This is a genomic window from Microbulbifer maximicatervae (SeqCode), assembly GCF_052468155.1.
This window is the reverse complement of record NZ_CP174335.1, coordinates 4,843,379-4,863,192: the sequence shown is the minus strand read 5'-3', so window position 1 is coordinate 4,863,192 and position 19,814 is coordinate 4,843,379. Positions and strand designations below refer to the sequence as shown.

Sequence of the window (19,814 nt, the reverse complement as noted above, 5' to 3'; positions counted from 1 at the left end):
CAAACTAAGCCAAGTTAATCGAAATGGTAGCTCTGTTAGTACTTTCCGATAAATATCTTTGAGAGTATCAAACTGGTCGACCCCAACCATTTCGTCACACTGTGCGAATAGTAGTTTTTCGGGTTCTAATTCGGTAACCACAATTCTGGTGGGCACGGTACTAATGGGATCTGGGTGTGTATTGGGCTAATGGCACAAAGGGCGACCTACCCCTACGATAATAGCGGCTGTATTGAAAAGGAGGTGAGCTACGGTACTTGGTGGCTTTAGGTTTCACTCTGCCATGTGTTGGCCGTTTCCTCTACGAAACTTCGATAGCTTCGCGGACCTTGCGGCAAAAGTGCGGCTTGAGCCTCGAGATCTTCCTGATGGATTGGGTGGCCGTTTGTTTTGAACCAGCGATGCATGACCAGAAGATCGAAATTCAGCCACGGAGGCACCATGGTTTCGATGCTGTTGGCAAAGTCTTCCGGCGTTAGGTCAGGGTAGATGACGGCGCGACCAAGTGCTATGGACCAGAGTGCAGCGGTTTCATTGCCGTTAGGGGCATCCAAACTCGACAAAAGAAATACTTCGTTCTTCGCCCTTATGTCTAAGAGTGCTGTAGCTGCTGCGAGCGCAACATCACGGGTATCGATGCGTGCAACCGGGTGGGGCCCCAACGGCGTTGCATAAGCACCTGCAGTGATCACATCCTTCTGAACAAGATCATTCTGAGCGAAGTAGGTGGGCCGTAGTATCGTGTGCGCGATCCCACTTGCTCGCAGCGCTGTTTCAATGGCGAATTTTCCACCCGCATGGGGAATCATCGGTGCGCGAACTGCAAGATCGCTCGATAGATAAACGATGTGCCTGGGGGGTGATTCAGCGGCGATCGCCAGTGTGGAGAGGCCTTGATGAGTCTCCTTGGGACTATTTGCGATGAGAAGAAAGACACTCTCAACTCCCTTAAATGCGGACCTCAGGGTGGAAGGATCGTCCATATCGGCAATGACTGTATCAATATCATCGGGGAGACTTGCGGCATAGGCAGTCGATCGTGTGGCGACCCGGATCTTTGCTCCACTCGCATATAAGATCGGAATGAGGGCCCGGCCGACGTTTCCTGAGCCGCCAAAGATGAGGACAGTCATCGATGTGATCCATTGATGCTCAGGGCCAGACTGCGCAAAAGAATGCGCGAAAAGGTTTGTCGGCGTGCCACCCTACCGGGGCATTCAATGGTGCGAAGAAGCTGTCGCCGGCGTGGAAGGCCTCCTCGCCGTTTGACGTTGTGACCCGTACCGACCCCTCCAGCATACATATCAGCTCGCTCCGACTGAAATCTGTGATATCGCAACGACAAGGGCCGGATATTAATGTGCCGACCTGGATCCTGCCATCACCAGACTCGTATGCCAGATGCCGGGCTTGGTGTGGCTCTAGAGTGCTGAGACTGGTCTCTTTGCAGTCGTCTTCTGAAATGTTTGGAAGCGGGCGCACGACTCTCAGCTTAGACGGATCAGTCTCTGCAGGATACTCATCATTGAATAAATTGATAAAGTACTTGCGGTAGTATACCGGCATGTCCCATGCGCAATTAAGGCCTTGCGGGAGGAAAAACGGCTCTCCAGCAGAGATAACTTCTTTGTGTCCTGTTTCGTCGATAATGCCGACGTGGCCCTCGATCAGAAGCATGAACTCAAAGAGTGGATAGGGATTGAGCCCTGTGCTGCTTCCGCCAGAGCAATCCCAGGTCCCAGTGCAGAGGCCGTTGCGCTCAAAGGCTTTATACCCTCGCTGGATAGGTGTCGGGCCGGTAAGAAAAGAGGGAGGGATGACAGCCCAGGACTCAAGGCCTTCGCCACTTGGGTTGTGCGGGTCCAACTTGATTACGCTTTTCATGGCGTCTTTCTCGAGGGCTCGAGTTGGTGGCAGGAGCCGCGCGACTCGAGAATCAGTGAGCGGTTGGTGGTCGTCGGCGCGATTCACTAAGTATCTCTGCCGCAACTCATTTAGTAGTCTAATCCAACTTGGCGATAGATGTTGCTCTCGATAAATTGTGTCGGCCCGAGCCACCCTGCACGGTCTGGAGCAATGGGATGTTGTATTGGCAGAGTTGGCAAATACGCTGAATAGTAATATTCAAGAGGTAGCCAGTTTTTGGCAAGATAAACCTACTGGAGTTTTACTGCCCCAGCCATGAAAGCCGGGGCCTCTCAAAAGAATACTTTGAGCTTTCGCCCTTATGAGCCTCTAGGTTGAGTCGGATTAATTTAAGTGAGTAACTCTTTTAAGACTTCCCGATAAATATCTTTAAGGATATCCAAGTGGTCGGCCTCAACCCTTTCGTCCACTTTATGGATAGTGGCATTTACTGGTCCCAGTTCTACGACCTGGGCTCCGGTAGGGGCAATAAAGCGGCCATCGGAAGTGCCGCCGGCGGTCGATAGCTCCGTTTTTTCCCCGGTGATGGTGAGAATTGCCTGCTGGGTTGCCTGAACCAGTGGGCCTGCGGCAGTGAGAAAAGGCAATCCGGATAATTTATAGTTCGCTTCATACTTGAGGTTGTGCTTATCCAGGATTGCGCGGGCCCGGGTCTCAAGATCTTCGGCGGTTAATTCAGTGGAAAAACGCCAATTGCAGAGTAAATCCACTTCGCCGGGAATAACATTGGTTGCACCGGTGCCGCCATTGATATTGGAAACCTGGAAGCTGGTTGCGGGGAAGAATTCATTCCCCAGGTCCCACTCTTCGGCAGCGAGTTCAGCGAGAGCAGGGGCCAGGGTATGTATCGGGTTCTCGGCCAGGTGAGGGTAGGCTACATGGCCCTGGGTGCCGAGAACTTTTAGTTCCAGACCGAGTGAGCCCCTGCGCCCATTTTTGATGATATCGCCAACCCGCTCACTACTGGATGGCTCGCCGACGATACAGCAGTCAATCTTTTCTCTCTGCTCCTCGAGCCACTCGACAACCTTAACGGTGCCGTTTGTTGCGGGGCCCTCTTCGTCGCTGGTGATCAGAAATGCTATGCGACCACTGTGGTCTGGGTGTGCCGCAACGAACTCCTCACAGGCAACCACCATGGCTGCCAGGGAACCCTTCATGTCCGCCGCACCGCGGCCATATAGAAAACCGTCGCGAATTTCAGGCTCGAAGGGCGGGCAGCTCCAGTTTTCTTCTGGGCCTGTGGGTACCACATCGGTGTGTCCGGCAAAGGCGAGTAGGGAGCCTTCACTAGAGCCATCGCGTACAGCCCAAAAATTATCGGTGTCGTCTCTGCGCAATTTTGTTACCTGGAATCCTATTTTTTCCAGGCGCTGGATCATAAGGTCCATACACCCCGCATCTTCTGGGGTAACAGAGCGGCGGCGAATCAGGTCGAAAGCGAGTTGGAGGGTGGGAGTCACTTGGGCTTTCCTTGTATAGGGAGATGGGCCGCAAAGAAGCGGCTAGAGGGGTGGGGTGCATCGGTGCGGAACTGAAGTTCCGCACCGTGCAATTTTAATTGCTGTGTAGAGCTTCATTGAGCTCGATAGCACTCTTGTTGGTGAGACATTCCACTGCACCATTAGTGGAGTTGCGGCGGAATAGTAAATCGGATTTTCCGGCCAGGTCTCTGGCCTTGATGTGCTCTACCAGCTTGCCGCTGTCATCGAGCAGGGCGATTTTAGTTCCAGCGGTAATGTAGAGCCCCGCTTCTACTGTGCAGCGGTCGCCAAGGGGAATGCCGATGCCGGCATTAGCGCCGAGTAGGCAGTTATCGCCTACCGAGATAACGATATTCCCGCCGCCGGAAAGCGTGCCCATGGTGGAGCTGCTGCCACCGAGATCGGAACCGGCGCCGACAAATACCCCGGCGGAAATACGGCCTTCAATCATACCGGGCCCTTCGGTGCCAGCATTAAAGTTAACAAAGCCCTCGTGCATGATTGTGGTGCCTTCCCCAAGGTATGCGCCCAGGCGCACTCGAGCGGTGTGTGCGATACGAACCCCAGCCGGTACTACGTAGTTGGTCATTTTGGGGAATTTATCCACGCAGGAGACATCCAGGTATTCACCTTTGAGTCTTGCATCCAGTTGTCGCTGCGGTAATTCCTCGAGATCAATGACTCCCTGGTTGGTCCAAGCGACATTAACCAGCTTGCCAAAAATACCGTCGAGTTTGGTCTCGTGGGGTTTTACCAGGCGGTGGGAGAGAAGATGTAGCTTTAGGTAGGCCTCCGGCACGGACTGCGGGGCTTCGTCAGTAGCCAAAATAACTACTGCGAGTGGTCTTTGGGAATTGGCGAATTGCTGCAGGATTTCCGCCTGGTCAGCGGCGCCTGCACTGTGGAGAGCATCGGCTAATTTCTGTAGTTGGGTGGAGTCCAGAGGCAGACTGTGATTTCCCTCTGCCACGCCGAGAGTTTCAGTAACCGCGTTAGCGATTTCTGCGCTAGGTTTAAACAGGGGTTTGGGGTAGTAAACTTCGAGCCAGTCGCCCTTGCTGTTACAGGTGCCGACACCAAAACCGATGCTGTAAATATTGCTCATGGTGGTTTTCTCCTAATTCGACTAGCTTTGCAGTTGTTCGAAGGTCGCCTCTTTAAAACCGAAAAGGGTTTCCTTTGAGGTGGTGGTGACCGGGCGTTTGATTAAGGTAGGGGTCGCACTGGCCAGATCTAAGGCGAGTGCATTGTCCATTTCGTTTTTCTGTTCATCGCTCAGTTCACGCCAGCTCGTTGAGCGGCGATTCAGGACCTCTTGCCAGCCAAATTTATCCAGCCATGCTTGAAGGGGGACATCTTCCATGCCGTCTACGCGAAAATCGTGAAAGCGATAATCGACTCCATTTTTCTCCAGCCATTTGCGGGCTTTTTTTACGGTGTCACAGTTTTTAATGCCGTACAGAGTAATCACGGTTACGCCTTTTGGGTTTTCTTGGGGTTTTTACGGTTGGGGTAGCAGGTTGTGCAGATTTCACAGACGGTGCCGTCGCAGCCCCGTGCAGAGCAGAACTCGCGACCGTAGAAAATAATCTGCAGGTGCAATTTATTCCACTTGTCTCTTGGGAACAGCCGCTTCAGGTCTTTTTCCGTCTGGGTGACATTTTTGCCATTCGTCAGGCCCCAGCGTTGGGCCAATCTGTGAATGTGAGTATCGACGGGAAACGCCGGGTGCCCAAAAGCCTGTGACATAACCACGCTCGCCGTCTTGTGTCCGACCCCGGGTAGGGTCTCCAGCGCGGCCATATTCTCGGGCACTTCGCCGTGGTATTCGTTGATCAGGATCTGCGAGAGCTTGCTGATGGCTTTGGATTTTTGCGGTGAGAGGCCACAGGGGCGAATGACTTTTTGGATCTCCTCTACCGGGACCTGCGCCATATCGCTAGGGTTGTCTGCCAGCTGCCAGAGCGCAGGGGTTATCTGGTTGACACGCTCATCGGTGCATTGCGCGGATAGGAGTACCGCAACCAACAGGGTATAGGAGTCTTTGTGATCGAGAGGAACGGGAGTTTCCGGGTAGAGTTCCTCCAGGCGCTGTAAAATATAAGTAACGCGCTCTTGCTTGAGTAGATTTTTTACTGCCATTGTTAAGATATGCCTGGGCGTGGAGTTCCTGTATGTGCTCGAGTTGTCAGTTGTTCTTGAAAAGTGAGTTGGCCTTACCTGCAAAATGCCTTTATACGGTGCGCTGCGTCGATGCACTCTTGCAGTGTCGCTACCAGTGCCAGACGCACATACTCGCGACCAGGGTTCAAGCCGATGCTATCGCGGGCGAGAAATGCACCGGGAAGTACCGTGATATTTTGCGCCTCATAGAGTTCCCTGGCAAAACGCTCACCATCCCCGACCTTGGGCCACAGGTAAAAGCTTGCCTGTGGCTGTTGTACCTCGAGGCAGCCGTCGAGAATTTCGAGAACTGAAGAAAACTTTTTACTGTAAAGCGAGCGATTCTGGCGGACGTGTTCCTCATCCTGCCAGGCTGCGATCGAAGCATGTTGATTGGGCAGCGGCATGGCGCAGCCGTGGTAAGTTCGATAGAGCAAAAACTTTTGCAGTAGATCGGCATCACCGGCGACGAAGCCCGAGCGAAGCCCGGGTAAGTTCGAGCGCTTTGATAGGCTGTGGAATACTACACAGCGGCGAAAGTCTGTTCGCCCGATTTCCTCGCAGGCCTGTAATAGTCCTACCGGCGGTGATGACTCGTCAAAATACAGCTCCGAATAACATTCATCGGAGGCGATGGTGAAATCGTAGCGGTCTGCCCTCTCTATCAGCTGTTTAAAATCTTCAGCTTCGAGAAGAGCGCCGGTGGGGTTGCCGGGAGAGCAGAGGTAAAGTAATTCGCATTGCTGCCAAACCGATTCCGGCACCGAGGTGAAATCTGGTTTGAATTGGTTTTCTGCTACACAGTTAATAAAGTGCGGCTGCGCCCCGGCGAGAAGGGCCGCGCCCTCATAGATCTGGTAGAAGGGATTGGGCATCAGGACTTTGCTGCCTGCGGAAACGGTCGCCTGGGCGAATGCAAAAAGTGCTTCCCGGGTCCCGTTGACCGGCAGCACCTGGCTATCTGCGCTCACATTGGATAGCTGAAAACGCTGGCTCAGCCAATTGGCGATCGCCTGCCGCAGGGGCTCTATTCCCTTGGTCAGTGGGTAGGCGGCAAGCTTGTCCAGGTGTCGAACAAGCTCTGCACTGACAAACTCCGGTGGCGCATGCTTGGGCTCACCGATGGACAGTGCAATATGCGGCTTGTCCGCCGCTTGGAGGCCCTCTTTCAGGGCTTGCAGCTTGGTAAATGGATAGGGCTGCAGCTGTTCCAGATTTGGGTTCATGGTCGTGAGCGGGCCTCGGGCTTTTTTTCTGTTAGGCGTCTTGGTTGTTCAGTTCCAGGCAAATGGCTTTTTCCAGTGCGCCGTTGGCCTCGATGTCGGTAAGTGGTGATCCCTCGGCGTCGGTAATGTGAAAAATATCTTCGACTCGTTCGCCGAGTGTCGAAATTTTTGCATTGTGCAGGCGCAGATCGTGGGAAATAAAAATTCGCGCGATGCGGGCCAGCAAGCCGGGTCTGTCGGCACTGGTAATTTCCAGGGTGCTGTAATGATCGCCGGGTTCAGTTGAGAGATGAGCCTGGCTCTTCAATTCAAACATTTTAAGGCGGCGGGGCGTACGTCGCTGAATGATCTTTGAGTAGTCCTCAACCAGGGCTAATTCCTGCTGTAGTGTGTCGCGAATCTGCGCTAGGCGCTGGGGTTCGTCCAGTAGCGGTTGGCCCGCTTCATCCAGCACGTAAAAAGTATCCAGCGTATAACCGGAGGCAGAATTGTACAGGCGCGCATCGTGAACGTTCAGGTTGAGCATATCCAGCCCGGTAACCGCTGCGGCAAATACGTTGGCTCTATCAGGTGTGTAGACAAAAACCTGGGTAGCGCCGTCGTGCTCGCCAGGCCCTGAGTTTCGCGTTAAAACCAGGGTGTCTTTTTGGCTGGTGTCGGGGCTGCTGTGCAGATCGTGGATGGCCGAAGTGTGCCAGGTGATATTGTCAGCGGTCTCGCGAACAAAATAATCATCCCCCATTTGCGCCCAGATATTTTCCACCGAAACTTGCGGAAGTCCCATAGCGTCCAGTTTTTCCATTGCCTGGCAGCGGGTTTCCTCGATAATTTCTTCCCGGTCGATGGGGTTTTCCAGGCCTCGGCGCAGGGCATGCCGGGTGGCCTGGTAGAGCTGGCGCATCAAGCTGGCCCGCCAGCTGTTCCAGAGCTCCGGGTTGGTGGCATTGATATCTGCGACTGTGAGGGCGTACAGGTAGTCCAGGTGTTCGCGGTCACCCATCTCGCGGGCGAAAGCGTGCACGACTTCGGGATCACTGATGTCCTGCTTCTGTGAAACCTGGCTCATCAATAGATGCTTTTCTACCAGCCAGCAAACCAGACGCCGGTCGCGGGCGGGCAGGTGGTGGCGCTGGCAGAATTCCGCCGCATCCACAACGCCCAGCTTGGAGTGGTCGCCACCGCGCCCTTTGGCGATATCGTGGTAGAGACCGGCGATATACAGCAGTTCCGGTTGGCGCATGCGCTCGAGAATTTCCGCTGCAATCGGGAATTTTTCCCGCGCCTCGGGGCTCCGGAAGCTGCGCATATTGCGCACAACTTGCAAAGTGTGGGCGTCCACGGTGTAGATATGGAATAAGTCGTGCTGCATTTGCCCGGTTACTTGCCCAAATTCTGGTAGGTATCGCCCGAGAATGCGGTAGCGGGTCATTCGGGATAGCTGGGTTGACAAGCCCCGGGGCGAGCGAAGCAGCTGCATAAACAACTGGGTATTTTTCGGATCTGCGCGGAACTGGTCGTCGATCAGGTGTCGGTGCTCGCGAATCAGGCGGATGGTGGAGGCCCGTACTCCGCTAATATCCGGGTTGTTGGCCATCAGCACGAAGATCTCTAGCAGGGCCGAGGGCTCCTGGTTAAATACCTGGGGGTGGGTAACCTCAATATTGCCGTCGCGCAGCTGGAATCGCTCATTTAGCGGAATGACCAGTTGGCTGCCTTTGCGCTGAAGGATGGCTTCGCCGAGATATTGGAGAAGTACATCGTTCAATTCCTGCAGTGCCATCACGATGCGGTAGTAGTTGTGCATAAACTGCTCAACGGCGAGCTGGGTGTCGCTATCTACATAACCGAATTGCTTCGCCAGTTCTCGCTGGTAGTCAAACAGCAGTCGCTCTTCCGCACGGCCGGCGAGCAGGTGTAAGCCGTAGCGCACACGCCAGAGGAAGGTTTCCCCGGACTGTAATATGGCGAACTCTTCCTCGGTAAAAAATGCCTTTCCCTGCAGTTGCTTCAGGGTGCGCACTTGGAAAAAATATTTGGCAACCCAGGCAATTGTCTGGATATCCCTCAGGCCCCCGGGAGAGTTCTTAATATTGGGCTCGAGAATATATTCAGCAGCCTGCTGATTGCTGTGCCGCTTTTTCTGTTCGGCGAGCTTGGCTTTGAAGAATTCTTCGGTAGGCCAGAGCCTTTTGTGTTCCATTTGTGCAGTTAGTTGCTCGCCAACAGTGCTGTCACCGACAACTGTGCGGGATTCAGTGAGGTTGGTGGCCACGGTGATGTCCTTCGCGGCCAGCTCCAGGCACTCTTCGATATTTCGTACGGAGTGGCCGATATCCAAGCCCAGGTCCCATAAAAAGGCCACCAGGCGCTCTATGTTGTCGATGGTATCCGGGGTTGGGTGATCGTTGGAGAGGATGAGTAAATCGATATCGGAGTGGGGGTGTAGCTCTCCGCGCCCGTAGCCGCCCACAGCGAGAAGCCCTATACCGTCTCTCCACTCGAACTGGTGCCAGGCGTAATGCAGAAGGCAGTCCACAAACAGGGCGCGCTCGTGTACCAGTGTGACAACGTCCTCTCCCTCGCGAAAACGCTCTGCCATTTGCCGTTCGGCTGCGCCGACAGCATCTTTGAATATCTCCAGAGTGGGTTTGTCGCCGGAGCTTAAATCCCTGCGAAAACGAGACTGATCAAAGAAAAACAGGGGGCGTTCAAAGTAGGGAGGGCTGACCGGCTGCATGGGAAGTCCGTTTGGCTCTTGGGCTGCCGCAGGTGGGGGCGGCTTGGGTTCGGTTTGCGGAGATTCGCTACTATGGTGCCGCGAGTATTGCAATTATTCCTCGCGGCACTGTCAGTACGGCTTTAGAAGTTCTCCTCGCTACGTGCTGTGAGTACTTCTACCCCGTCGCTAGTCACTGCCATGGTATGTTCCCATTGGGCAGAGAGACGGCGGTCCTTGGTTACCGCAGTCCAGCCATCTCCCAGCACGCGCGTGGCCGCTTTGCCTGCGTTAATCATGGGTTCAATGGTGAAGGTCATGCCCTCTTTGAGCACTTCACCAGTTCCCGGCTGACCGTAGTGAAGAATTTGTGGGTCTTCATGGAAGACATCGCCGATGCCGTGTCCGCAGAAGTCGCGTACCACTGAGTAATAGTTTTTCTCAGCGTGCTGCTGGATGACGTGGCCAATATCGCCGAGGGTAGTGCCGGGGCGGACAATTTCGATGGCCTTGTACATGCACTCCTGGGTGATTTGTACCAGGCGTTCAGCGTGGGCGGCGGGCTTGCCGGCAAAGAACATCTTGCTGGTGTCACCGTACCAGCCATCTTTGATAACGGTCACATCGATATTAATGATGTCGCCCTTCTTGAGAATTTTGCTCTCGGAGGGGATACCGTGACAGACCACTTCGTTGACGGAAGTGCAGATAGATTTTGGGAAGCCGCGATAACCGAGGCAGGCCGGGATCGCTTTCTGTACCTTCACGATGTGTTCGTGGCAGCGTCGATCCAGTTCTTCGGTAGTGACTCCTGGAACGACATACTCGCCAATCATTTCCAGCACCTCTGCGGCGAGGCGGCCTGCGGTGCGCATCTTGGCGATTTGTTCTGGGGTCTTAATGGCTGAGGTCATGCGTATCCTTTGTTTCTGGGTTGGGGCGGGTAGCGCCCAAGAGGCGGGCTATTGTAGCGGATTGCTGGCTGTAGGACACATTTTGCCGCTATTGGCGCAAGGATGGCTCAGGCGTCCCGCCAATAGCATTGAGGCGTGATCATTTGCGCGAAATCGGCGCCAATTCTTCACTATGGGGTGCACTTGTGGTATAAAGCGCGCCGCCTGGGGATGCTCCCTGGGCGAGTAAAAGCCGCACACGCATCGACACATGTGTCTGGGTGCCCTGAAAGGGGTTGACGCATGGGATACGTGGAGGACTAACCCGTATATATAGAGGTTTATTATGCCGCAAGTAAGTATGCGCGATATGCTGCAGGCTGGTGTTCACTTTGGTCACCAGACCCGCTACTGGAACCCGAAGATGGGTCAATTCATCTTTGGTGCCCGCAACAAGATTCACATCATCAACCTTGAGCACACTGTACCGGCTTTCAACGAAGCCCTGCAGATCATCAAGGGCATGACTGCTCAAAAGAAAAAGATTATGTTTGTTGGCACCAAGCGTGCTGCACAGAAGTCTATCAAAGAGCAGGCAGAGCGTTGTGGTCAGCCTTACGTCAGCAACCGCTGGCTGGGTGGTATGCTCACCAACTACAAAACCATCCGCGCTTCCATCAAGCGTTTCCGTGAGCTGGAAGCCCAGTCTCAGGACGGTACTTTCGAGAAGCTGACCAAGAAAGAAGCTCTGATGCGTACCCGTGCCATGGATAAGCTTGAGCGCTCCATCGGTGGTATCAAGGATATGGGTGGCCTGCCTGACGCGATCTTCGTAATCGACGTTGAGCATGAGCGCATCGCTATCCAGGAAGCTAACAAGCTGGGTATCCCCGTAATCGGTGTTGTCGACACCAACAGCGATCCCGCTGGTGTTGATTACGTGATCCCCGGTAACGACGACGCTATCCGCGCAATCAAGCTGTACACCACAGCTGTAGCCGACGCAGTACTTGCTGGCGCTGCAGAAGCTGGTAACACCGTTGCGAAGGACGAGTACGTCGAAGCTAACGATGACGAAGCCGCTGCAGAGTAATTTGCAGGGCTAAGTGGTGTAACACAGTCGTTTTACACTGCGAACTCAAAAAGGGGCCCGAATTACGGCCCCTTTTTTCTAATTTTTAGTGACAGAACCCCGAGGATTGAATCATGGCGATTACCGCGTCTATGGTAAAAGAACTGCGCGAGCGTACCGGCCTGCCGATGATGGAGTGTAAGAAAGCTCTGACGGCTGCTGATGGTGACATCGAAAAGGCGATTGAAGACCTGCGCAAAGCCTCCGGCCTGAAGGCCGCTAAGAAAGCTGGCCGCACCGCTGCTGACGGCGTTGTTGCCGCTAAAGTTGCAGAAGATGGCAGCTACGGCGTACTGGTTGAAGTGAACTCCGAGACTGACTTCGTTGCTCGCGATGAAAACTTCCAGGCGTTTGTTGCCAAGGTTGTGGAGAAGGCATTTGCCGATCGCCAGCAAGACGTAGCTGCCCTGATGGAAGGCGAGCTGGAAGCTGCTCGTGAAGCACTGGTTCAGAAAATCGGTGAGAACATCGGCGTGCGTCGTATCGAGCTGGTTGAAGCTCCAGTTGTAGGTGCTTACGTTCACTCCAACAACCGCATCGCTGCCCTGGTAGCTCTGAGCGGTGGAGAGATCGAGCTGGCTAAAGATGTTGCCATGCACGTGACTGCGGTTAACCCGCAGGTGAACAAGCCGGAAGATATGCCTGCTGACGTCCTGGAAAAAGAAAAGGACATCATCAAGGCTCAGCCGGATATGGAAGGCAAGCCGGCTGAAATCGTAGAGAAAATGATGGGTGGCCGCATCAAGAAGTTCCTGAAAGAGAACAGCTTGGTAGAGCAGCCTTTTGTTAAGAACCCGGACGTAAGCATTGGCAAACTGGTTAAAGATGCCGGTGCCGATGTGGTTTCCTTTGTTCGCTACGAAGTGGGTGAAGGTATCGAGAAGGAAGAGGTGGATTTCGCAGCGGAAGTTGCGGCCCAGGTTAAGTCCTCTTCTTAATCGCATATTATTGGGTGCCCTCGGGCACTCAATCGCAGTGGGGTGCTTCCGCTGGGGTTTCTTGCCCACAGTGGAGCACCCCTCTGTGTAAATGACTGAAATTGTTGTAATGTTCAGCGGCAAGGCCTGGCCACTAACAGGTACATTGAAGGGGACTAACGAATGCCCGGTATTAAAGACCGCAAGTATAAGAGAATTTTGTTAAAGCTCAGCGGCGAAGAGCTGATGGGTGATCAGGGTTTCGGTATCAGTCCCAAGGTGCTGGACAAAATGGCCCTGGAAATTGGGCAGCTGGTTGGTATCGGGGTCCAGGTGGGCCTGGTTGTTGGCGGTGGTAACCTGTTCCGTGGCGCTGCGCTGAGTGCGGCCGGCCTCGATCGTGTGACCGGTGATCACATGGGAATGCTGGCCACGGTAATGAACGCCCTGGCGCTGCGCGATGCCCTGGAAAGATCTGACATCTCCTCAAGAGTGATGTCCTCGATTCAAATGAGCGGTATTGTCGATCACTACGATCGCCGTGCGGCTATTCGCTACCTGGAGCGTGGCGAAGTTCTGATTTTTGCTGCCGGTACCGGCAACCCTTTCTTTACCACTGATTCTGCAGCTTGCCTGCGTGGTATCGAAATTGAGGCTGAGCTGGTTTTGAAGGCCACCAAGGTCGATGGCGTCTACTCTGCTGATCCCAAGCTCGACCCGACAGCAACTCGCTATGACCAGTTGACTTACGATGAGGTTCTCGACAAGAAGCTCGGCGTGATGGATTTGACCGCTATCTGCCTGTGTCGCGAGCACAATATGCCTGTACGTGTATTCCGCATGGATAAGAGCGGGGCGCTGTTGAATATTGTGGTTGGCGGCGTGGAAGGCACCTTAATTGAAGAGGAAGTGAAATCGTGATTGAAGATATAAAAACAGACGCGAAAGCTCGTATGGGTAAGGCACTTGATGCCCTGGCTGGAAATTTCAACAAGATTCGCACCGGCCGTGCACACCCGAGTATTCTCGATGGCATCCACGTTTCCTATTACGGTTCTGATACTCCGTTATCTCAGGTTGCCAATGTTACTGTTGAGGATGCGCGCACTCTCTCCGTAACTCCCTGGGAGAAAAACCTGGTCCCGGACATCGAAAAGGCCATTATGAAGTCCGATTTGGGCCTCAACCCCAGCACAGCTGGTGCGGTTATCCGTATTCCAATGCCTATGCTGACCGAAGAGACTCGCAAGAACTTCACTCGTCAGGCAAAAAGTGAGGCAGAGACCGCGCGGGTTTCCATTCGCAATATTCGTCGCGATGCGCTGGCGGACGTGAAATCACTGGTTAAGGATAAGGAAATTTCTGAGGACGATGAGCGTCGCGCAAGTGACGACATTCAGAAAATTACCGATCAGTTTGTCGCTGATGTGGACAAAGCACTGGCAGCGAAAGAAAAAGATCTGATGGAAATTTAATGAGCATCGGTGGTACCGAGCTACATGCTCCCGGCCCACGTCACATCGCCATTATTATGGATGGCAATGGGCGCTGGGCTGCCCGAAAGGGCCTTTCCCCTTCAGCCGGCCACAAGGCTGGTGTCGAGCGTATCCGCGACCTGCTTTCAGCTTGTAAAGCTCGCGGCGTTAAAGCGCTTACTCTGTTCGCCTTCTCCAGCGAGAACTGGCAGCGCCCTCCGAAGGAGGTCGAGCTGCTGATGAGCCTGTTTAATTCCTATTTGCGCAAAGAGGCCCGGCGGATGCGGGAGGAGGGGGTTCGCCTGAGAGTTATTGGTCGACGGGACCGATTTTCTCCACGCTTGCAGCGCGCTATAGCCGAAGCGGAAGATATCACCCGCGAAGGGACTGAGGGCGACCTGATAATTGCTGCTGATTACGGCGGGCGCTGGGATATAGCTCAGGCGGCCCGCAGATTGGCTCAAGAGGTTGCCGATGGTACGCGCTCCCCAGAGTCGATTACTGAGGATGTACTTGGTAAGTACGTACGACTTCAAGATCTGCCACCGGTAGACCTTTTGATCCGCTCCAGCGGTGAGCAGCGTATTAGCAACTTTATTCTCTGGCAGGCCGCTTACAGTGAGTTCTATTTTACTGATACGCTTTGGCCCGACTTTGACGAAGCCGAGCTGGATAAGGCTATCGCAGAATATGAGTTACGTGATCGCCGCTTCGGCGGTCGCGCGGAGGGGGATGACGCGATCGCTCAGGCGTGATCCGGGCAAGTCTGCGGCGCCAGGCTTGCGATACAAATTGGTTGGAAATCTTTGCCGACACGCTCTTGATCTGTACAGAGTATCCAGACAGAGTGGTCAAGTTACTAACAAAGGGGTTTGCGGTGCTAAAACAAAGAATAATTACTGCTTTGGTGCTATTGGCACTGTTTATGGGGGTATTGTTTTTACTTCCAATGCAGTGGTTTTCACTGATATTTGTGGCGGTTATCTTGCTGGCGGGCTGGGAGTGGGCCAACCTCTCGAATTTGAATCGAGCCTTGCGCTTCGTTTTTTTGGCCGCATTGGGGTTAACCCTAATGGTCACGGCTCAATACGTCTTTTCAATGAATTTTGATGATCCAGATATCGACCGCGGCCGCCAGATTCTGGCCGTGGCCTGTGGTTGGTGGGCGCTCGCTTTCTTGTGGGTGCAGAGCTACCCGTCCAGTGCTGCTCTGTGGGGCAACCGGTGGGTACGCGGCCTGATAGGCCTTGTTGTGTTAGTTCCAACCTGGTTGTCACTGGTAGTTTTGCGGGGCTTGGATCACGGCGCCTGGCTGGTTCTTTATGTGGTAGCGATCGTTGCAGCGGCGGATGTCGGTGCTTATTTTGTCGGCCGCAAGTTTGGTAAGCGGAAGTTGGCTAGAGAAGTTAGTCCGGGCAAGTCCTGGGAGGGCTTTTTCGGTGGCTTGGGTGCTTGCTTGATTTTGGCCCTCGTAACTTCCTACCTATTTGAGCTTCCACTGAAAAATACTGTCTTATTCACTTTTGGTGTCTTGGTTACTGCACTGGCTTCAGTTATTGGGGACCTGGTGGAGAGCATGTTTAAGAGGCACAGAGGGGTTAAGGACAGTAGTCATATGTTACCGGGGCACGGTGGCATCCTCGATCGGATAGATAGCCTTTCCGCGGCTCTTCCAGTGTTTACGATGGCCGCACTTGCGAGCGAGCTGCCGAAATACTTGTAGAGGCGTTTCCGCTCCAGTTTTGTGTTTTATTCGCTAGCGCCCAGCTTAATGCTGGGCGTGCAATTGTTTGGTGGCAGCAATATTGCTATCAGAGGTACGAAAAGGGCCTATGCAAGTAATTCCCCCGCAACAAATTACCGTTCTCGGCTCCACTGGTTCGATCGGCGTGAGTACTCTGGATGTGTTGGCGCGACACCCGGAAAAATATGCTGTTTTTGCCCTTACCGCCCGTGAAAGGGTTGCCGACCTTGCTCAGCAGTGTCGGCGGTTTAAGCCTCAGTATGCTGTTGTTGTCGATGAGGCGCGAGCTGAAGAGTTGCGAGTATTGCTTGGCGATGAAGTGGATACGGAAGTCCTAAGTGGGGTGGAGGGCTTGTGTCGTGTTGCCTCCGATACTCAGGTCGATATAGTCATGGCGGCGATCGTGGGAGCTGCGGGATTGCGCCCAACCTTGGCGGCAGTAGACACGGGCAAGAAAGTGTTACTGGCGAACAAAGAAGCGCTTGTTATGGCGGGCCCAATATTTCAGAGGGCCTTGAATAAGAGTGGTGCGCAACTGTTGCCGATTGATAGTGAGCACAATGCAATCTTTCAATGTTTGCCATTCCCTTGTGAGGATCTCGAAGCTGCGGGCGTGGAAAAAATACTGCTTACGGGCTCGGGCGGGCCATTTCGCACACGGGCTGCGAGCGAGTTGGGGGCGGTGACGCCGGATGAGGCTTGTGCACACCCCAATTGGTCGATGGGCCGGAAGATCTCTGTTGACTCCGCCACAATGATGAATAAAGGGCTCGAGTTTATAGAAACGTGCTATTTGTTTAATGCGCGCCCTGAGCAGATTGAGATAGTCGTGCACCCCCAGAGTATTATTCACTCGATGGTGCAGTACCGGGATGGCTCTTTACTGGCGCAGATGGGTAATCCGGATATGCGCACGCCTATTGCCCATGCCCTGGCTTTTCCTCGGCGCATTGATGCAGGGGTGCCAGCTTTGGATTTGATTGCGCAAGGCAGGCTGGATTTTGAGGCTCCGGATTTTAATCGTTTTCCTTGTCTGCGTTTGGCGCGAGAGGCTGTTAATGAGGGAAAAAGTGCTCCAACAGTCTTAAATGCAGCGAATGAAATTGCAGTAGAGGCCTTCCTGGGGAGGCGTCTAGCATTTACTGATATTGCATTGGTGGTAGAAAAAGTGATGAATAGAGCCCCCGTTGTTGAACTGTCGGGACTCGAGGCAGTCGAAGCCATTGATTTCAATGCGCGAGAACTGGCCAAGCAGGCGCTTGCCGCCCTCTAAACACATTGCCCGGCGTATAATGGCCGCTAAATTGCGTATGACAAGAAGTTGTAGCTGAGTATGGATCTAATTCAGACGGTAATCTGGGCCTTGGTGGCTCTCGGTGTACTGGTATCTTTCCACGAGTTTGGGCACTTTCTTGTAGCACGTCTATGTGGTGTGAAGGTGCTGCGCTTTTCTGTGGGGTTCGGCCGCCGGTTGATCTCCCGCTATGATCGCCACGGTACCGAATTCACTATTTCCGCTATCCCCCTCGGTGGTTACGTAAAAATGCTCGATGAGCGCGAGGGGCCTGTAGCGGCTGAAGAGCTGGATCAAGCGTTTAACCGCAAGAGCGTATGGACGAGGATGGCGATTGCCGCTGCCGGCCCTGCCGCTAACTTTCTTTTGGCGATAGTCTTTTTCTGGGCTGTGTTCCTCGGTGGAACAGCGGGCCCGGTTCCTATTGTGAAATCCGTTGAGCCTGGGAGTATTGCTGCGTCGGCAGGCCTTGAGTCCGGGCAGGAAATTGTTGCTGTTGATGGTGAGGCTACCCCTACTTGGCAGGCCCTCAATTGGCGCCTGGCAAACCGCCTGGGTGATAGTGGCACCATAGAATTCTCTGTTCGCTATCCGGATTCCAACCTCGAATACCATATGGTGGCGGATATTAATCGCTGGCTTGCCGGCCGCGAAGTTCCCGATCCGCTCGGGGAGATTGGTCTGCAGCTGTGGACTCCACCGGTGAGTATGACTCTTCATAATGTGGTGGAGGGAAGCCCGGCAGCCTCAGCTGGGCTCAAGGCTGGAGACAAGATTGTCTCGACCGATGGCCGTGACTTTTCATCTTTTCAAAGCTGGACCGATTATGTGAGAGCCCGCGCTGGTGTTCCAATGGATATCACTGTCGAGCGTGGAGGCGAACCGCTGACGGTGTCCGTAACACCGGCGGAGATCAAGCTGGACAGCGGTGAAACCATAGGGCAGGTCGGAGTGCAGCCGGTATCAGAGACTTGGCCGGATGATCGAGTACGGATTTACCACTATGGGGTGGGTGGCGCTTTAGTTAAGGGCTTGCAGGAGACCTGGGATAAAACAGTCTTTACCCTGAATAGCTTGAAGAAACTATTATTTGGTCAACTTTCGACCAAAAACTTGAGTGGCCCCATTACCATTGCTAAAGTGGCGGGTACTTCCGCGGAAGCGGGATGGCAGTCTTTCCTGTCATTGCTGGCGTTGCTCAGTATTAGTCTTGGTGTACTCAATCTGTTGCCTGTCCCGGTACTCGATGGTGGTCACCTCCTTTACTACGGTATTGAGGCGATCAAGGGGTCCCCTGTGTCAGAGAGGGTGCAGGTGATTGGTTTACAAGTGGGCATGGCCCTGGTGCTCTGCATTATGGGGCTGGCTCTGTACAACGATATTTTACGTTTGTAGTGCCCTGGATTGGCTTTTTTCCGGGCTGATAATGTGAGTGAGATTTTTTGTAGGTGTGAGACGTTTTGTCTTGGCACGATTTTGTTGTGAGTAAAAGCGACTCGGAAGCGGTATGAAGTATTTGCTGAAAGCGATCTTTCTGGGCCTGGTGCTGCCTCTCAGCGCTTTGGCACAGTCGTTCGTTCTCAGCGATATCCGAGTAGACGGGTTACAGCGGGTTTCTGCAGGTACAGTTTTTTCAGCACTTCCGATTCGGGTAGGCGACGAAGTTGAGCCTGGCGAGATTCAGGATGCAACCCGAGTATTGTTTCGCACTGGTTTTTTTGAAGATATTCAGATTGGCCACGAAAACAGCGTTCTTGTTATTACCGTGAGAGAACGACCGGCTATATCAAAGATAGATATATCTGGGAACAAGGCGATTGCCACTGAGGATCTACTGAAGGCGATGAAGGAATACGGTCTCGCCGAAGGCCAGATTCTAAAGCGTTCGACCCTTAGGGGATTGACCCAGGAGTTTGAACGCCAGTACGTAGCGCAGGGTCGATATGGCGCTAGTGTCAAAGCGGAGCTCAAGGAGCTGCCGCGCAACCAGGTTGAACTGTGGGTTGCTGTCGATGAAGGGGCTGTTGCTGCGATTGAACATATTAATGTCGTAGGAAATCGTGCCTTTTCTGATAAAGAGCTGGAAGAGATTTTTGAGCTTAAAACTACTGGCTGGCTCTCTTGGTTGCGCAGTGATGATAAGTATTCTAGTGAGAAACTCACTGGTGATTTGGAGCGCTTAAAGTCCTATTACCTGGATCGTGGATATCTTGATTTCCAGATTGATTCGACTCAGGTATCTCTAGGGCCGGACAAGAAGAGTGTATTCATTACCATTAACGTGGTTGAGGGTGGTGTTTACACGGTTAGTGAGGTGGAAATTGCTGGAAACCCGGTAGTAGCGGAGGAGGAAATCAACCGCCTGCTATTGGTGCGAGAAGGTCAGCGGTTCTCGCAAGCGAGGGTGACGACTACTTCAGACTATATTGCTAAACGCTTGGGCAACAAAGGTTACGCTTTTGCCGAAGTGAATGGTGTTCCTGAGGCCAATGAAGAAGAGAGTACAGTAAAAATTACCTTCTTTATTGATCCGGGAAAGCGCACTTATGTGCGACGTATTAGTTTTCGCGGGAACACTCGCACCGCAGATGAAGTCTTGCGGCGTGAACTGCGCCAGATGGAGTCAGCTTTGGCTTCCTCTGCGCGTATAGAGCAATCCAAAGTGCGTCTTGAGCGCCTTGGATACTTGAAGGTAGTGAAAGTTGAAACAACTAAGGTGTCCGGCACCTCATACCGGCCCGATGTTGATTACATGGTAGAGGGGCAACCCTCTGATTCTGGGGGAGCGGGGCGCTAGTTGGCGCTGTAACTCCTGGATTACGAATAAAAACACCTGGAATTAGT

At 53.5% G+C, this 19,814-nt stretch carries 18 protein-coding genes and 1 pseudogene; 10 read left to right on the top strand and 9 right to left on the bottom strand.

Annotated elements, in window-relative coordinates:
* Positions 1 to 266 precede the first annotated feature (266 nt).
* Both ACJJIY_RS20935 and ACJJIY_RS20930 read right to left on the bottom strand, forming a co-directional pair.
* Positions 267 to 1,133 carry an SDR family oxidoreductase gene (locus tag ACJJIY_RS20935; RefSeq protein ID WP_444896527.1) on the bottom strand — a complete coding sequence of 289 codons (867 nt, stop codon included), beginning with the start codon at positions 1,131 to 1,133 and terminating at the stop codon, positions 267 to 269.
* Positions 1,134 to 1,152: 19 nt separating this feature from the next.
* A complete protein-coding gene (locus ACJJIY_RS20930) occupies positions 1,153 to 1,884 on the bottom strand; it encodes a cupin domain-containing protein (RefSeq protein WP_444896528.1) in 732 nt (243 codons plus the stop codon).
* A gap of 157 nt (positions 1,885 to 2,041) precedes the next feature.
* On the opposite strand from ACJJIY_RS20930, the gene ACJJIY_RS20925 reads away from it, so the two are divergent.
* Positions 2,042 to 2,185, top strand: coding sequence for a hypothetical protein (locus ACJJIY_RS20925; protein ID WP_413662825.1), 144 nt, complete (start codon positions 2,042 to 2,044; stop codon positions 2,183 to 2,185).
* Between the two features lie 70 nt (positions 2,186 to 2,255).
* On the opposite strand, the gene dapE is transcribed toward ACJJIY_RS20925, so the two are convergent.
* From dapE to map, 7 genes are all read right to left on the bottom strand, one after another.
* Positions 2,256 to 3,389, bottom strand: coding sequence for a succinyl-diaminopimelate desuccinylase (gene dapE / locus ACJJIY_RS20920; RefSeq protein WP_444896529.1), 1,134 nt, complete (start codon positions 3,387 to 3,389; stop codon positions 2,256 to 2,258).
* Between the two features lie 94 nt (positions 3,390 to 3,483).
* Positions 3,484 to 4,515, bottom strand: a complete 1,032-nt coding sequence (gene dapD, locus ACJJIY_RS20915; RefSeq protein WP_445358746.1) for a 2,3,4,5-tetrahydropyridine-2,6-dicarboxylate N-succinyltransferase — start codon at positions 4,513 to 4,515, stop codon at positions 3,484 to 3,486.
* A 21-nt stretch (positions 4,516 to 4,536) separates the two neighbouring features.
* Positions 4,537 to 4,881 carry an ArsC family reductase gene (locus ACJJIY_RS20910; RefSeq protein ID WP_108734022.1) on the bottom strand — a complete coding sequence of 115 codons (345 nt, stop codon included), beginning with the start codon at positions 4,879 to 4,881 and terminating at the stop codon, positions 4,537 to 4,539.
* A gap of 2 nt (positions 4,882 to 4,883) precedes the next feature.
* Positions 4,884 to 5,552, bottom strand: a complete 669-nt coding sequence (gene nth / locus ACJJIY_RS20905) for an endonuclease III (protein ID WP_444896530.1) — start codon at positions 5,550 to 5,552, stop codon at positions 4,884 to 4,886.
* A gap of 74 nt (positions 5,553 to 5,626) precedes the next feature.
* Complete coding sequence (gene dapC / locus ACJJIY_RS20900) at positions 5,627 to 6,799, bottom strand: succinyldiaminopimelate transaminase (protein ID WP_444896531.1); 1,173 nt, start codon at positions 6,797 to 6,799, stop codon at positions 5,627 to 5,629.
* A gap of 31 nt (positions 6,800 to 6,830) precedes the next feature.
* Positions 6,831 to 9,536, bottom strand: coding sequence for a [protein-PII] uridylyltransferase (locus tag ACJJIY_RS20895; protein ID WP_444896532.1), 2,706 nt, complete (start codon positions 9,534 to 9,536; stop codon positions 6,831 to 6,833).
* 122 nt (positions 9,537 to 9,658) lie between these two features.
* Positions 9,659 to 10,429, bottom strand: a complete 771-nt coding sequence (map, locus tag ACJJIY_RS20890) for a type I methionyl aminopeptidase (RefSeq protein WP_282933678.1) — start codon at positions 10,427 to 10,429, stop codon at positions 9,659 to 9,661.
* Positions 10,430 to 10,754: 325 nt separating this feature from the next.
* Here map and rpsB point away from each other — a divergent pair, with 325 nt between their 5' ends.
* The 9 genes and pseudogenes from rpsB to bamA form a co-directional block, all read left to right on the top strand.
* Positions 10,755 to 11,501: a 30S ribosomal protein S2 gene (gene rpsB / locus ACJJIY_RS20885; protein ID WP_282933677.1), complete on the top strand. Its 747-nt coding sequence runs from the start codon at positions 10,755 to 10,757 to the stop codon at positions 11,499 to 11,501.
* 113 nt (positions 11,502 to 11,614) lie between these two features.
* Positions 11,615 to 12,478, top strand: a complete 864-nt coding sequence (gene tsf, locus ACJJIY_RS20880; RefSeq protein ID WP_444896533.1) for a translation elongation factor Ts — start codon at positions 11,615 to 11,617, stop codon at positions 12,476 to 12,478.
* A gap of 162 nt (positions 12,479 to 12,640) precedes the next feature.
* Complete coding sequence (gene pyrH, locus ACJJIY_RS20875) at positions 12,641 to 13,378, top strand: UMP kinase (protein ID WP_282933675.1); 738 nt, start codon at positions 12,641 to 12,643, stop codon at positions 13,376 to 13,378.
* Positions 13,375 to 13,932: a ribosome recycling factor gene (frr, locus tag ACJJIY_RS20870; RefSeq protein ID WP_282933674.1), complete on the top strand. Its 558-nt coding sequence runs from the start codon at positions 13,375 to 13,377 to the stop codon at positions 13,930 to 13,932. The genes pyrH and frr overlap by 4 nt, the downstream gene beginning before the upstream one ends.
* The gene (gene uppS / locus ACJJIY_RS20865) at positions 13,932 to 14,687 is read left to right on the top strand and encodes a polyprenyl diphosphate synthase (RefSeq protein WP_444896534.1); all 756 of its coding nucleotides are present in this window, start codon (positions 13,932 to 13,934) and stop codon (positions 14,685 to 14,687) included. Before frr ends, uppS begins: the two co-directional genes overlap by 1 nt.
* Positions 14,688 to 14,809: 122 nt before the next feature.
* A complete protein-coding gene (locus ACJJIY_RS20860) occupies positions 14,810 to 15,655 on the top strand; it encodes a phosphatidate cytidylyltransferase (RefSeq protein WP_444896535.1) in 846 nt (281 codons plus the stop codon).
* 109 nt (positions 15,656 to 15,764) lie between these two features.
* A complete protein-coding gene (gene ispC / locus ACJJIY_RS20855; protein WP_445358745.1) occupies positions 15,765 to 16,949 on the top strand; it encodes a 1-deoxy-D-xylulose-5-phosphate reductoisomerase in 1,185 nt (394 codons plus the stop codon).
* A gap of 60 nt (positions 16,950 to 17,009) precedes the next feature.
* Positions 17,010 to 18,365: an RIP metalloprotease RseP gene (rseP, locus tag ACJJIY_RS20850; RefSeq protein WP_445358744.1), complete on the top strand. Its 1,356-nt coding sequence runs from the start codon at positions 17,010 to 17,012 to the stop codon at positions 18,363 to 18,365.
* Positions 18,366 to 18,477: 112 nt separating this feature from the next.
* Positions 18,478 to 19,755: pseudogene (bamA, locus tag ACJJIY_RS20845) on the top strand (outer membrane protein assembly factor BamA); the annotation flags it as partial.
* Between the last annotated feature and the right edge of the window lie 59 nt (positions 19,756 to 19,814).